13 protein-coding genes and 1 riboswitch are annotated in these 13274 nt (G+C 55.6%); of the genes, 6 read left to right on the forward strand and 7 right to left on the reverse strand.

What is annotated here, in order from left to right; genetic code table 11:
• The first annotated feature begins 431 nt into the window (after positions 1–431).
• Together purH and purD are read left to right on the forward strand one after the other, a co-directional pair.
• The gene (gene purH, locus HFD87_RS22320) at positions 432–2021 is read left to right on the forward strand and encodes a bifunctional phosphoribosylaminoimidazolecarboxamide formyltransferase/IMP cyclohydrolase (RefSeq protein ID WP_010261077.1); all 1590 of its coding nucleotides are present in this window, start codon (positions 432–434) and stop codon (positions 2019–2021) included.
• A 19-nt stretch (positions 2022–2040) separates the two neighbouring features.
• Positions 2041–3321, forward strand: coding sequence for a phosphoribosylamine--glycine ligase (gene purD, locus HFD87_RS22325; RefSeq protein WP_010261075.1), 1281 nt, complete (start codon positions 2041–2043; stop codon positions 3319–3321).
• A gap of 32 nt (positions 3322–3353) precedes the next feature.
• Here purD and HFD87_RS22330 read toward each other — a convergent pair whose 3' ends face one another.
• The 6 genes from HFD87_RS22330 to nudC form a co-directional block, all read right to left on the reverse strand.
• Complete coding sequence (locus HFD87_RS22330; protein WP_010261073.1) at positions 3354–4016, reverse strand: DUF1481 domain-containing protein; 663 nt, start codon at positions 4014–4016, stop codon at positions 3354–3356.
• A 69-nt stretch (positions 4017–4085) separates the two neighbouring features.
• The gene (gene hupA / locus HFD87_RS22335; RefSeq protein ID WP_003850136.1) at positions 4086–4358 is read right to left on the reverse strand and encodes a nucleoid-associated protein HU-alpha; all 273 of its coding nucleotides are present in this window, start codon (positions 4356–4358) and stop codon (positions 4086–4088) included.
• A gap of 188 nt (positions 4359–4546) precedes the next feature.
• A complete protein-coding gene (locus tag HFD87_RS22340; RefSeq protein WP_010261070.1) occupies positions 4547–5137 on the reverse strand; it encodes a YjaG family protein in 591 nt (196 codons plus the stop codon).
• Positions 5138–5200: 63 nt separating this feature from the next.
• On the reverse strand, positions 5201–5869 hold the full coding sequence (gene nfi / locus HFD87_RS22345; protein WP_010261068.1) for a deoxyribonuclease V: 669 nt from the start codon (positions 5867–5869) through the stop codon (positions 5201–5203).
• A 2-nt stretch (positions 5870–5871) separates the two neighbouring features.
• Complete coding sequence (hemE, locus tag HFD87_RS22350) at positions 5872–6939, reverse strand: uroporphyrinogen decarboxylase (protein WP_010672222.1); 1068 nt, start codon at positions 6937–6939, stop codon at positions 5872–5874.
• Between the two features lie 40 nt (positions 6940–6979).
• Positions 6980–7750 carry an NAD(+) diphosphatase gene (nudC, locus tag HFD87_RS22355; protein ID WP_010672223.1) on the reverse strand — a complete coding sequence of 257 codons (771 nt, stop codon included), beginning with the start codon at positions 7748–7750 and terminating at the stop codon, positions 6980–6982.
• Positions 7751–7839: 89 nt separating this feature from the next.
• On the opposite strand from nudC, the gene HFD87_RS22360 reads away from it, so the two are divergent.
• The 3 genes from HFD87_RS22360 to thiE all read left to right on the forward strand — a co-directional run bounded on the left by HFD87_RS22360 (position 7840) and on the right by thiE (position 11239).
• On the forward strand, positions 7840–8346 hold the full coding sequence (locus HFD87_RS22360; protein ID WP_010261059.1) for an Rsd/AlgQ family anti-sigma factor: 507 nt from the start codon (positions 7840–7842) through the stop codon (positions 8344–8346).
• Positions 8347–8498: 152 nt separating this feature from the next.
• A riboswitch (TPP riboswitch) is annotated at positions 8499–8600 on the forward strand.
• An 87-nt stretch (positions 8601–8687) separates the two neighbouring features.
• Positions 8688–10610 (forward strand): phosphomethylpyrimidine synthase ThiC, encoded by a 1923-nt coding sequence (thiC, locus tag HFD87_RS22365; protein WP_167423947.1) that lies wholly within the window; start codon positions 8688–8690, stop codon positions 10608–10610.
• 2 nt (positions 10611–10612) lie between these two features.
• Positions 10613–11239, forward strand: coding sequence for a thiamine phosphate synthase (thiE, locus tag HFD87_RS22370; RefSeq protein ID WP_045140883.1), 627 nt, complete (start codon positions 10613–10615; stop codon positions 11237–11239).
• 194 nt (positions 11240–11433) lie between these two features.
• Here thiE and HFD87_RS22375 read toward each other — a convergent pair whose 3' ends face one another.
• Positions 11434–12888, reverse strand: a complete 1455-nt coding sequence (locus HFD87_RS22375; protein WP_010672226.1) for a PLP-dependent aminotransferase family protein — start codon at positions 12886–12888, stop codon at positions 11434–11436.
• A gap of 174 nt (positions 12889–13062) precedes the next feature.
• Here HFD87_RS22375 and HFD87_RS22380 point away from each other — a divergent pair, with 174 nt between their 5' ends.
• Positions 13063–13245 carry a DUF1127 domain-containing protein gene (locus HFD87_RS22380; RefSeq protein WP_010261051.1) on the forward strand — a complete coding sequence of 61 codons (183 nt, stop codon included), beginning with the start codon at positions 13063–13065 and terminating at the stop codon, positions 13243–13245.
• The last annotated feature ends 29 nt before the right edge of the window (positions 13246–13274 follow it).

Consider the following 13274-nt stretch of genomic DNA (forward strand, 5'->3'; position numbering starts at 1 on the left):
GTATATTACGCTTTCCTCCTGCAGAGTCAACCTCTTTCTCAGAAGTTTTTCTCCGGCGGCGCAGTCTCCTGTGCCTCTCAACCCGCTTCCCGTTGCCGGTGTGCCGTGTTGATGGATGCGCATTATAGGGAGTTGTCTGAGAGGCGCAACCCATAAATTGCATAAAAAAGAGCGTTCGCTGCATTCCACAGCAAAAGCGGCTGTTATACGCAGTTACACACAATGTTATCCACATTAGTCGGGCCAGATAAATTTAGGCGAGCATCACGCAAACGTTTTCGCTACAATGCCGGGCGAAGTTCCGGACACCCCTTTTCGGGGCGTTACCTGAGGTTTTTGATTTTTTCTTCCTATATAAAGAAGAGAAAACCGCTGTAAAGCCTGATGTAACGCTCTTATATACGCGAAACAAAGCCAAGGGATAAACCACCATGCAACAAACTCGTCCTGTACGCCGCGCATTGCTCAGTGTCTCTGACAAAGCCGGTATCCTCGAATTTGCTCAGGCGCTCTCAAGTCGCGGTGTCGAACTGCTCTCCACAGGCGGAACAGCTCGCCTGCTGGCGGATGCGGGTCTGGCTGTCACAGAAGTCTCTGACTACACCGGTTTCCCGGAAATGATGGATGGACGCGTCAAAACCCTGCATCCCAAAGTGCATGGCGGCATTTTAGGTCGTCGCGGCCAGGATGATGCCATTATGGCGCAGCACGACATCAGCCCAATCGACATGGTGGTCGTTAACCTCTATCCCTTTGCACAGACCGTCGCCCGTGAAGGATGTTCACTGGAAGATGCAGTGGAAAATATCGACATCGGTGGCCCGACCATGGTGCGCTCTGCTGCCAAGAACCATAAAGATGTGGCAATCGTGGTCAGCAGCGGCGACTACGAAGCGATCATTGCCGAAATGGATGCCCATGAAAATGGCCTGACGCTTGAGACCCGTTTCGATCTGGCGATCAAAGCGTTCGAACACACCGCCGCGTATGACAGCATGATCGCTAACTACTTTGGCAGCCTGGTACCCGCCTATCACGGTGATCGTAATCAGCCTGCTGGCCGTTTCCCGCGTACCCTGAATCTGAACTTCATTAAGAAGCAGGATATGCGCTACGGTGAAAACAGCCATCAGGATGCTGCCTTCTATATAGAAGAGAACATCACTGAAGCTTCAGTGGCGACTGCCCGGCAGGTTCAGGGCAAAGCGCTCTCCTATAACAACATTGCTGACACGGATGCTGCACTGGAGTGCGTAAAAGAGTTCAGTGAACCCGCCTGCGTCATCGTCAAACATGCGAACCCTTGTGGCGTAGCGACCGGTGACTCTCTGCTGGCAGCCTATGAGCGTGCTTACCAGACCGATCCGACCTCCGCATTTGGCGGCATCATCGCCTTTAACCGCGAGCTGGATGAAGCAACTGCGCAGGCCATTATCAGCCGCCAGTTTGTTGAGGTGATTATCGCGCCAGCGGTTTCCGAGGCCGCGCTGAAAATTACCGCCGCGAAGCAGAATGTCCGTGTCCTGATCTGCGGCCAATGGCAAAACCGTACTGCTGCACTGGATTTCAAACGCGTCAACGGGGGTCTGCTGGTACAGGATCGCGATCTCGGCATGGTTGATGCCAGCCAGCTGCGCGTCGTCAGTAAACGTCAGCCAACCGAACAGGAGCTGCGTGATGCGCTGTTCTGCTGGAAAGTAGCGAAGTTCGTTAAGTCTAACGCCATTGTTTATGCACGCGACAACATGACCATCGGTATCGGTGCCGGACAGATGAGCCGTGTCTATTCCGCTAAGATTGCCGGCATTAAAGCAGCCGATGAAGGGCTGGAAGTAAAAGGATCAGCCATGGCGTCGGATGCCTTCTTCCCGTTCCGTGATGGCATTGATGCGGCAGCCGCGTCAGGCGTGAGCTGCGTCATCCAGCCTGGCGGCTCCATCCGCGATGAAGAGGTGATTGCGGCGGCTGATGAGCACGGCATTGCCATGATCTTCACCGACATGCGTCACTTCCGCCATTAATCGTTCTGGAGAGAAACAGATGAAAATTTTAGTAATCGGCAATGGCGGACGTGAACATGCTCTGGCCTGGAAAGCAGTCCAGTCGCCGCTGGCGGAAACCGTGTTTGTGGCACCGGGTAATGCGGGCACCGCATTAGAGCCTGCGCTGCAGAATGTCGCGATCAGTGCAACTGATGTCCCCGCCCTGCTTGAGTTTGCCCGGCGTGAAAAGATCGATCTGACGATTGTCGGCCCCGAAGCGCCGCTGGTGATTGGCATCGTGGATGCCTTCCGTGAGGCCGGGCTGGCTATCTTTGGTCCGACTCAGGCTGCTGCGCAGCTGGAAGGCTCTAAAGCTTTCACCAAGGATTTCCTGGCGCGTCATCAGATCCCGAGTGCGGAATACCAGAACTTCACCGAGGTTGAGCCCGCTCTCGCGTATCTGCGTGAGAAAGGCGCCCCTATCGTCATCAAAGCCGACGGTCTGGCCGCAGGTAAAGGCGTGATTGTGGCAATGACGCTGCAGGAAGCTGAGGATGCGGTTCAGGATATGCTGGCCGGAAACGCCTTTGGCGATGCCGGACACCGTATTGTGATTGAAGAGTTTCTGGATGGCGAAGAAGCCAGCTTCATCGTGATGGTGGACGGCGAGCATGTGCTGCCCATGGCCACCAGCCAGGATCACAAACGCGTGGGCGATGGCGATACCGGTCCGAACACCGGCGGAATGGGTGCCTACTCTCCGGCTCCGGTTGTCACCGATGAGATCCACCAGCGCGTTATGGATCAGGTTATCTGGCCGACCGTGCGCGGCATGGCGGCTGAAGGCAACGTCTATACCGGTTTTCTCTATGCCGGCCTGATGATCGATCACACCGGGCAGCCGAAAGTGATCGAATTCAACTGCCGCTTCGGCGATCCGGAGACTCAGCCGATCATGCTGCGCCTGCAGTCGGATCTGGTCGATCTTTGCCTGGCCGCCTGTGACGGTAAACTGGATCAGAAAACGTCACAATGGGATCCCCGCCCTGCGCTGGGTGTGGTGCTGGCGGCGGGCGGTTATCCGGGTGACTACGCTCAGGGCGATCAGATTCACGGTCTGCCACTGGAAGAAGTGGCTGACGGCAAGGTATTCCACGCCGGAACACGGCTGGAAGAGGACCTGGTGCTGACAAACGGTGGCCGCGTGCTGTGTGTCACCGCGCTGGGCGACGATGTGGCCGCGGCACAAAAGCGGGCTTATGAGCTGACACAGCCGATCTCATGGCAGGGCAGCTTCTGTCGCCGCGATATCGGCTACCGCGCCATTAATCGCAAATAAGTTCAGGGGGCACCAGGTGCCCCCTTTTCAATTCACATATCTTCTTCTGTCGGCTGCTGTGAGCAGTCATCCTGCTGACTGACCCGCAATAGCTGTATCCCTTCCGGCGCTTCAAGCCATGACACCATCAGCGGTGCCGATGCGCGGCGTTGCTGCTGTGTCAGCATCTGCAGAGCGTCGGCGTCAAAAGCGGGTCTGACCTGCTGGCCTTCGCAACTCTCCAGCACATTGTTTCCCAGCCAGTGTCCCTGTCTGAGGAACACCTGACCGCTTAATAGCGCATCGCTGAGGTTACGCATCCGCTCGGCATCAAACTTATAGAGCTCAACCGCATCCGGGCTGACCGCTTCACGCCGGCCTGAAAGCTGGCGCTGCATAAAGTTAAGACCGCCAGCCTGGTCAAAGCGCAGGGTCACATCATCAGGCTGGTTGCCCTTCACCTGACGCTGAATGCTGATCAACGACTCTTCCAGCCAGACATAATCCGTCACTTCACCCTCACCGCCACTGAACGGCGTATAGAAGGTGCGGATATGGACCGACTGGTGGTCGCTGTTTTTACGCCAGATACGAACAACACCACGATCGGCAAGATAGCCACTGGCAGAAAAGGGGGGAATATCCGGAGTAGAGCTGCAACCGAAAAGAAACAGGGAGAGAAACAGAACAGATAAACGCTGAAACAGCGGGGTCATGATGGCTGGCCTCTTAAACAAAAGGGGCGAAACGCCCCCTGTTTTAAAGCTTAACCGCAGTGCGACGTCTTACTTAACGGCGTCTTTCAGCGCTTTACCAGACACGAATGCCGGTACATTTGCTGCAGCGATTTTGATCTCTTTGCCAGTCTGCGGGTTACGACCGGTACGCTCAGCGCGGTGGTTCACTTTAAAAGTACCAAAACCAACCAGTTGTACAGCATCACCATCTTTCAGAGACTCAGTGATCGCAGCCAGAGTAGATTCCAGCGCTGCCTTTGCCTGGGTTTTAGACAGGTCAGCTTTTTCTGCGATCACATCAATCAGTTGAGTCTTGTTCATAAGTTATCCTTAAAGTGTATTTATCGCTTGCTAAGCAACGAGTGCGAGGGAAAAGCCATATTCTGGCACTCTTCTGCCTGCACGCACCGATAGCCACAATTTTCAGCCCCCCAAATGTAGACCAGACAGGGGGCCAATGTGAAGCCTCCAGGCGCGCTAATTCGGGCCTGAAGTCACGTTTTATCGCCTTACTGCTGGAAATTTATACCGATGTTGCTAATTCCCGCTTCACGCAGGTCAGATCGCAGACCTTTAATCAATTCAAGGTCGCGCTCTTCACACTCCGCCAGCAGGCGGAAAATCTCCCACTGAAGGTCCCACTCATCGATGATAGCCGGGTTTTCACGCAGCTCTTCGTCGGTCATTTCGCGTCCAGCCTGGGTCATTTCCAGCATGGCGATAGTAGTAATTGAGGTCTCGCTGACTTCAATTGCATGCTCAAGAGTTTCACCGCTCAGCTGCGCATGTACGACTTCGCTCAATGCCACACAGGCATCGATAGCCGGATAAACGCCGTAAACCTCAAACGCATCACCATCAGGAATGGCGGCTTCGAGCTTTTCCAGCTGGCTGTCGAAGTTAATCTTCGCATCTTTGACCGTCAGGTTTTCCCAGATCAGATCAAGAATGCGGCGATAGAGTGCCGGATCGGCAAATTCAGTCTGCTCGCAGAACGCACGATAGTTGGGATACATGCGCTCGCACAGGCAGGCCATAAAAGTAAGGTGCTGCCAGCTTTCCAGCTTCGCCAGACGCAGATGAACGGGATTTTGTAACATAAAGGTGGCTCTTATTCGTTTCGCTGGCCGCAGTGTAACTGCAAAACCGCAGCACAAACAGTGTTAAAGCGCGTTTTGCCAGCGCTGGAAAGCGGTTCGGTTCGAGGCAACCGCGTCGGCCCAGCGGGTCGGTTCCGGCAGCCGGTAACCACGCGTACAGTTTTCGACCCACTGTAGCGCGGTATCCAGGCTGACACGATGGCCGGTGGCGACAAACAGCGGATTACACCGCAGCTTGCTGCGCCATACCCAGCCTATCTGCTCGCCTTTGTCGATCAGTGGCTGACGACTGCCAGGCTGCGCATCCAGATCGGCAAAACGGCCACACAGGCGACTTTTCGCGACACCAATGGTGGGCACATCGACCAGCAGGCCAAAATGTGACGCGACGCCAAGTCGTCGTGGATGCGAAATACCGTGTCCATCCACAAACAGCAGGTCCGGCTTTTGCTCCAGCATCTGCCAGGCGGCCATCAGCGCTGGATATTCACGGAATGAGAGAAAGCCCGGAATATAAGGCATGGTGGTCTCAACGCGTGCGATGCGGTGCTCCACCAGCTTTAAGGAGGGATACTCCAGTATCACCATCGCCGCCCGGGTGATGGTGCCTTCCTGCTCAAATCCAACGTCCGCCCCGCCGATAAAGCGGGGTGGCAGCACATCAAAGTCATCTTCACGCACCACATCAGCGGCGCGTTGTAACTGCTCAGCGCGAAGTGCGGCAATATCCATGATTACTCCTGATGCCAGGGACGTGATAAACGGTGTACCGCCTCAACAAAGACGCCCGCATTTTCCGGTGGCACATCCAGATGAATACCATGACCCAGATTAAAGACATGCCCGGTGCCCGAGCCAAAGCGCTCCAGGATCCCAGCCACTTCCTGTTCGATACGCTCAGGTGCCGCATAGAGCATAGAAGGATCCATGTTGCCCTGCAGGGCGACTTTGTCGCCCACGCGACGGCGTGCGTCATCAATATCGGTGGTCCAGTCGAGACCCAGCGCGTCACAACCGGTGGCGGCCATCGCTTCCAGCCACTGTCCGCCGCCTTTGGTGAAGAGCGTCACCGGCACGCGGCGACCGTCGTTTTCACGCAGCAGGCCATCGACAATTTTGTGCATGTAATGGAGTGAGAATTCGCGGTAATCACGACCGGTCAGCACGCCACCCCAGGTATCAAACACCATAACGGACTGCGCACCGGCGCGGATCTGAGCATTGAGATAGAGGATGACGCTGTCGGCCAGCTTATCCAGCATCGCGTGGAGCGTAGCGGGATCGGCATACATCATCTTCTTAATTTTGGTAAACGCCTTGCTGCTCCCGCCTTCCACCATATAGGTGGCCAACGTCCACGGACTGCCGGAGAAGCCAATCAGCGGCAGATCGCCGTTCAGGTTCTTACGGATGGTACGGACAGCATTCATCACATAGCCCAGCTCCATTTCGGGATCGGGCACCGGTAAACGCTCAACGTCAGCGCGACAGGTCACAGGGTTTGAGAAACGCGGGCCTTCGCCGGTTTCAAAGTAGAGACCCAGTCCCATCGCATCCGGAATGGTCAGGATGTCACTGAAGAGGATGGCGGCATCCAGCGGATAACGGCGCAGCGGCTGCAGGGTAACTTCACAGGCCAGCTCGGCGTTTTTACACAGCGACATAAAGTCACCCGCCTGGGCGCGTGTCGCTTTGTACTCCGGCAAATAGCGCCCGGCTTGTCGCATCATCCAGACCGGCGTGACATCAACCGGCTGACGTAACAGGGCACGCAAATAACGATCGTTCTTCAGTTCACTCATCTCAACACTCTCTCAATAACAGGCGTGTAGTGTAGCACTTTCACACTTCGGCGCGGCACAGGGCGACGGTATCTTCAATCAGGCGGCGCGCCACGGTGCCTGGCGGTGGCAGCAACGGCAGCTCATCAAAACGGAACCAGGCCGCATCCAGCAGCTCTTTACCGTCGTGCTGCAGATCGCCGCTGTCATACTCCGCCATAAAGGCTGTCATCAGCGATTGCGGGAAGGGCCACGGCTGGGAGGTAACGTAACGGACGTTTTTGACGCGGATATTGCTCTCTTCCATCACTTCGCGGGCAACGGCCTGCTCCAGCGTCTCGCCCACCTCCACAAAACCTGCCAGCACGGTGTAGACCTTGTTGCGATGGCGGGCATGATTCGCCAGCAGGATTTCATCACCGCGACGGATAGCCACAATGATGCAGGGTGCGATCTGCGGATAGTAACGCTCGCGGCAATGGCTGCAGAGACAGGCAAATTCATGTTTGCTTTGGTGCATTTCATGGCCGCAATAGCCGCACCAGCGATGAGAACGGTAGAATTCCGCCAGTTGCACACCGCGACCCACCAGCTGAAACAGCGCCACATCCTGATCGATCAGCTGTCGTACTGAGAACATATCGGCAGAACGCGGCTCACAAATCAGCCAGACTTTTTCGCCCTGCCACTCACCGATGGTCCGGGCTTTACTGCCGGTCAAACCAAATTTTTCGGCGTTTCCGTGGGGTAAATCACCTTGTGGTAACCAAAGTTTCTGTTCATGGCTGACAATCCACCATCCAGCGTCTACGCTTGAGATTTCGCATTGCATTTATTTCGTCATCCTTAGCGTCAACTCGCACGCTGAAGTCCTGATGTTAAGTGTGTAGATAAACAACTATAACTCACATGGAGTTAGATATGCTTAACCAGTTAGACGTCCTGGCTGAACGCGTAGGTGGCAGTAATGAACTGGTCGATTCGTGGCTTGAAGCCCGTCGTCAGCTACTGGTGACCTATTATCACCTGGTCGGACTTAAACCAAACAAAGAGGCGCTGACGCGTCTTGATGAGCAGGCTCTGGACAACTTCTGTCACGGTCTGGTCGATTATCTTTCTGCGGGTCACTTCAGTATCTATGAACGCGTGATCAGTGAAATGAGTGGCGACAGCCCGATGATTGCCGCCGCACAGATCTATCCACCGCTGGAAGCCAATACTGAGCGTCTGATGCAGCTGTATGACGGCCACCTGCAGCAGGCGATCGACGACGAAAACTGCATGACCTTCCAGCAGGCACTCTCCGAAGTGGGTGAAGTGCTGGAAGCACGCTTTACGCTGGAAGATAAGCTGATCCAGCTGGCATGGGATAACCAGCTTGTCCCCCCGCCGGTAGCCAATGACAGCCATATCGCGCGTCCGGCTTAATCATCATCTCCGGCAAAGGGGTTGAGATTATCCCGTAGCCCTTTTATGCTGAACAGGTTCTGAGGAGAGTGCTCCAAAGAACCTTTTTTATTTTTGCTTTGAAATATAAGGTTTTTACGCCTGGCTCTGTTATCAGACACCCGCGTAAAAACAGCTTCTTGTCGGAGTGCCCAAGTTGGGCTGAGACCGTTAATTCGGGATCCGCGGAACCTGATCAGGTTAGAACCTGCGAAGGGAACAAGAGTAAATATTCTCTGTATACCAGCATGCTTACGCTGTCTATACGGTTACTCCTTCCGAACTCCGGACAAGCATCGTTCCCCCTTAACAGGAAGATTGCTATGTCTGACCAAAAAACAACCCGTCGTGAACAGCGTGCCCAGGCGCAGGAATTTATTGATTCCCTGCAAAGCGGCAGTGCATTTCCCCAGTCCCGCCGCATCTGGATTACCGGCAGCCGCGAGGATATTCGCGTTCCCATGCGTGAAATCGTGCTAAGCCCGACTCACATCGGCGGCAGCAAAGAACAGCCTCTCAATGAGCAGAACGAAGCGGTACCGGTCTATGACACGGCGGGTGCCTATGGCGATCCCGCGGCACAGATCGATGTTCATCGTGGCCTGGAAAAGCTGCGCGCCCGCTGGATTGCTGAACGCGACGACAGCGAACTTCTCGAACAGAACAGCTCAGGCTATACCCAGCAGCGGCTGTCTGACGAGGGGCTGGATCATCTGCGTTTCGATCAACTGCCGACACCGCGCCGTGCCCGCGCAGGCTGCTGCGTCACGCAATTGCACTATGCCCGCCAGGGGATCATCACCCCGGAGATGGAATTTATCGCACTGCGGGAAAACATGGGCCGTGAGCGGATCCGCAGTGAGGTATTGCTGCAACAGCATCCTGGCCACAGTTTTGGCGCGCATCTGCCAGCCAGTATCACGCCCGAGTTTGTGCGTCAGGAGGTCGCTGCCGGACGCGCCATTATCCCTGCCAATATCAATCACCCTGAATCGGAGCCGATGATCATTGGCCGCAACTTTCTGGTTAAGGTCAATGCCAACATCGGTAACTCGGCGGTGACCTCTTCTATTGAGGAAGAGGTGGAAAAACTGGTCTGGTCGACTCGCTGGGGTGCCGATACGGTGATGGATCTCTCTACCGGTCGTTATATTCATGAAACGCGCGAATGGATTTTGCGAAACAGCCCGGTGCCAATCGGTACAGTGCCGATTTATCAGGCGCTGGAAAAAGTGAATGGCGTGGCCGAGGCGCTGAACTGGGAAATATTCCGCGATACGCTGCTTGAGCAGGCGGAACAGGGTGTCGATTATTTCACTATCCACGCTGGCGTGCTGCTGCGTTATGTCCCGATGACGGCGAAACGTCTGACCGGAATTGTATCGCGGGGTGGCTCTATCATGGCGAAATGGTGCCTGTCGCATCATCAGGAGAGCTTCCTGTATCAGCACTTCCGGGAGATTTGTGAAATCTGCGCCGCCTATGATGTCTCCCTGTCGCTGGGCGATGGCCTTCGTCCGGGTTCCATTCAGGATGCCAACGATGAGGCGCAGTTTGCCGAACTGCGTACCCTGGGCGAACTTACCCGTATTGCCTGGGAATATGACGTTCAGGTCATGATTGAAGGCCCGGGGCACGTCCCGATGCATATGATCCGCCGCAACATGACCGAACAGCTCGACCTGTGCGATGAAGCCCCCTTCTACACCCTTGGCCCGCTGACCACCGACATCGCGCCCGGCTATGACCATTTCACCTCCGGTATCGGTGCTGCCATGATTGGCTGGTTTGGTTGCGCCATGTTGTGTTACGTCACGCCCAAAGAGCATCTGGGTCTGCCGAACAAAGAGGATGTGAAGCAGGGATTGATCACCTACAAAATAGCAGCGCATGCCGCCGATCTGGCGAAAGGCCATCCGGGTGCGCAGATCCGTGATAACGCCATGTCCAAAGCGCGCTTTGAGTTCCGCTGGGAAGATCAGTTTAATCTGGCGCTGGATCCCCATACGGCGCGGGCTATGCATGATGAAACCCTGCCGCAGGAGTCGGGCAAAGTGGCCCATTTCTGCTCGATGTGCGGCCCTAAGTTCTGCTCGATGAAAATTTCCCAGGAGGTGCGCGAGTTCGCAGCACGTCAGGATACGCGCGCCGAGCCCGTTGAAGTGGGCATGGCGCAGATGTCAGACCGTTTTCGTCGGCGCGGCGGTGAGCTTTATCATCCCGCCGATGCCATTAAGGAGGAGTAACGATGCCCGCATTTCCCGCTACCGCCCCGCGCCTGGGGCTTTATCCGGTGGTTGATAGCCCCGACTGGATTGAGCGCCTGCTGAAGATGGGCGTTCGTACACTGCAGCTGCGCATCAAAGATCAGCCCGATGAGGTCGCCGAGCCCGCCATCGCTCAGGCGATTGCAATGGGTAAACGCTATGACGCGCGCCTGTTTATCAATGACTACTGGCAGCTGGCGATAAAGCATCAGGCTTATGGCGTGCATCTGGGTCAGGAGGATCTCGATGTCGCCGATCTTGCCCGGATTCATCAGGCAGGATTGCGTCTGGGGCTCTCCACCCATGACGATGCTGAACTGGACCGCGCACTGGCAATCCAGCCCTCTTACATCGCGCTTGGACATATTTTCCCGACGCAGACCAAAGAGATGCCTTCTGCGCCGCAGGGCATTGAACAGCTGAAGCGGCATCTGACGCGCCTGACGCATATCCCCACCGTGGCAATTGGCGGTATTTCGATTGCTCGGGCACCTGACGTGCTGGCAACCGGCGTAGGGAGTATTGCGGTGGTGAGTGCGATTACCCAGGCAGATGACTGGCGTGAAGCAACACGTACTTTGCTGGCGCTGGCAGAGCTTCACCAATAAGGATTTGTGGAAGCTGTCCCGCATAGCGGCTGCAAAACCAGTAACGCCAGCGTTTCTGCCGGGAAAGAGGTGCGCAAAAGCGTAAGTTGCCGCTGGCGTGCTCTGATCCAAACCCTTAACGTGGCCTCCGTCAGGTTAAGGTTATCTGACCAGGGCCGGTTCCCTCCTCTTGCCGGCCCTGCTTCTTCTTTTCGCTATGCGAGAGTTGAAGCTGAAATCTGCGTTTCATGCTGGCACGAGAGCATGGCGCGTTCGACGGCTGCACCCACCAGCGCCAGCGCCTTTTCAGTCTGCTCGTTGATCGGCAGCCCGTAGTTTAAGCGCAGACAGTTACGGTATTTACCCGAGGCCGAAAAGAGTGAGCCTACGGCTATCTGAATTTTTGACTCGCGCAATTCGCGGTTGAGCCGGACCGCATCAAACGCTTCGGGGAGCTCTATCCACATCAGAAAACCGCCCTGAGGACGGGAAACGCAGATGCCGCAGGGAAAGTAGTGGCGCACCCAGCAGCTAAAGGTTTCATAGTTACGATGATAGATTTGCCGCATCCGGCGCAGATGGGGCTGATAATGGCCCTGGCGGATAAACTCGGAGACCGCATGCTGAGGCTGTGTGGCGGTGGAACCTGTGACGATATATTTCATGTGCAGTACACGGTCGCGATAGCGGCCGGGTGCAACCCAGCCGACACGCAAACCTGGCGCCAGCGTTTTGGAAAAGGAGCTGCACAGCAGAACCCGGCCATCGAGATCCAGCGCTTTAATGGTCGCTGGGCGCGGATATTCCCAGGCTAACTCACCATAAACATCATCTTCAATGACCGCCGCGTCAAACCGCTGCGCCAGGGCAAGCAATGCCCGCTTACGCGGCTCAGGCATGATAAATCCCAGCGGATTATTACAGTTCGGTACAACAACGACTGCTTTAATCGGCCATTGATCAAACGCCAGTTCCAGCGCTTCCAGGCTGATGCCGGTTACCGCATCGGTCGGGATCTCAATGGCACGAATGCCAAATCCGCGCAGGGTTTGCATGATCCCGTGAAACGAAGGCGACTCAACAGCAATGATATCGCCCGGCTCGCAGACCGCACGCACGGCTACCGATAACGCTTCATGGCAGCCGGTGGTAATAACAATGTCATCGGCGGTGAGCTGGCAACCGCTATCTATCGCCAGTCGTGCAACCTGTTGCCGCAGTGCGAGAACACCATAGAGGTTGTCATAATTGAGCAGCGCGATGTCCTGCTTCTGAGCCTGACGGCTGAAGGCTTTCCACAGCGGCTTAAGCGTCGGCTGCGTCAGATCGGGCATGCCGCTTCCCAGCTGCAACACATCATCTTCCAGACGACTGTTAATCAGCTCCAGCACCGCATCCCACTGCGTTACCTCAACCGGCCGCTGTGCGGGACGGGTCAGCGCAGGCATCGGGGGCGTCGCCTTACGCGAGGCCACAAAATAGCCAGAGCGCGACTGCGGCGTAATCATCTGCTTCTCTTCCAGCAGATGATAAGCCTGCTGCACGGTGCTGATACTGACGCCATGTTCGGCACTCAGACTGCGTACCGAGGGCAGGCGCTCACCACTGCGATATAAACCTTGTTCGATACGCTGAGCCAGCAGCGTGGCCAGATGTTCATATCGCGTCATTGTATTTCCTCTGATTCAGTAGCTGAGCATTAACCGGTACAGTTATGCCTCTTTTTTACCATTCAGATCGCCATTACCGCAATCTGTATGTTAAAGAAAGGTGATTTTTGCGTCTGTATCATACAGAGCGATCCGCTGAGAATAGTCCTCAGACAATTCACTGAGGGCACTATCATGGGATACGACGAGAATCGCGCAGCTAAACCGTTTACAGGCACGCCTTACCAGTTGGTTCGCTATCTTTGGCGCAGTTATAAACGCTGGCAGCTGAGGCGTGAGACGCGCGTCATCCTGTCGAAGCTGAGTGACAGTCAGCTGAAAGACATTGGCCTTGGCCGCAACGACTGGAATGTATGAATCAGAGACAAAAAAAAACCCTGCCGAGG

Origin of the sequence: Pantoea sp. EKM21T, from assembly GCF_011800405.1 — a bacterium.
Taxonomy (GTDB): domain Bacteria; phylum Pseudomonadota; class Gammaproteobacteria; order Enterobacterales; family Enterobacteriaceae; genus Pantoea; species Pantoea agglomerans.

Excerpts from the sequence above, each read along its gene's own strand:
- purH (WP_010261077.1), top strand. The coding sequence starts at position 432 with ATGCAACAAACTCGTCCTGTACGCCGCGCATTGCTCAGTGTCTCTGAC.
- purD (WP_010261075.1), top strand. The coding sequence starts at position 2,041 with ATGAAAATTTTAGTAATCGGCAATGGCGGACGTGAACATGCTCTGGCC.
- HFD87_RS22330 (WP_010261073.1), bottom strand. The coding sequence starts at position 4,016 with ATGACCCCGCTGTTTCAGCGTTTATCTGTTCTGTTTCTCTCCCTGTTT.
- hupA (WP_003850136.1), bottom strand. The coding sequence starts at position 4,358 with ATGAACAAGACTCAACTGATTGATGTGATCGCAGAAAAAGCTGACCTG.
- HFD87_RS22340 (WP_010261070.1), bottom strand. The coding sequence starts at position 5,137 with ATGTTACAAAATCCCGTTCATCTGCGTCTGGCGAAGCTGGAAAGCTGG.
- nfi (WP_010261068.1), bottom strand. The coding sequence starts at position 5,869 with ATGGATATTGCCGCACTTCGCGCTGAGCAGTTACAACGCGCCGCTGAT.
- hemE (WP_010672222.1), bottom strand. The coding sequence starts at position 6,939 with ATGAGTGAACTGAAGAACGATCGTTATTTGCGTGCCCTGTTACGTCAG.
- nudC (WP_010672223.1), bottom strand. The coding sequence starts at position 7,750 with ATGCAATGCGAAATCTCAAGCGTAGACGCTGGATGGTGGATTGTCAGC.
- HFD87_RS22360 (WP_010261059.1), top strand. The coding sequence starts at position 7,840 with ATGCTTAACCAGTTAGACGTCCTGGCTGAACGCGTAGGTGGCAGTAAT.
- thiC (WP_167423947.1), top strand. The coding sequence starts at position 8,688 with ATGTCTGACCAAAAAACAACCCGTCGTGAACAGCGTGCCCAGGCGCAG.
- thiE (WP_045140883.1), top strand. The coding sequence starts at position 10,613 with ATGCCCGCATTTCCCGCTACCGCCCCGCGCCTGGGGCTTTATCCGGTG.
- HFD87_RS22375 (WP_010672226.1), bottom strand. The coding sequence starts at position 12,888 with ATGACGCGATATGAACATCTGGCCACGCTGCTGGCTCAGCGTATCGAA.
- HFD87_RS22380 (WP_010261051.1), top strand. The coding sequence starts at position 13,063 with ATGGGATACGACGAGAATCGCGCAGCTAAACCGTTTACAGGCACGCCT.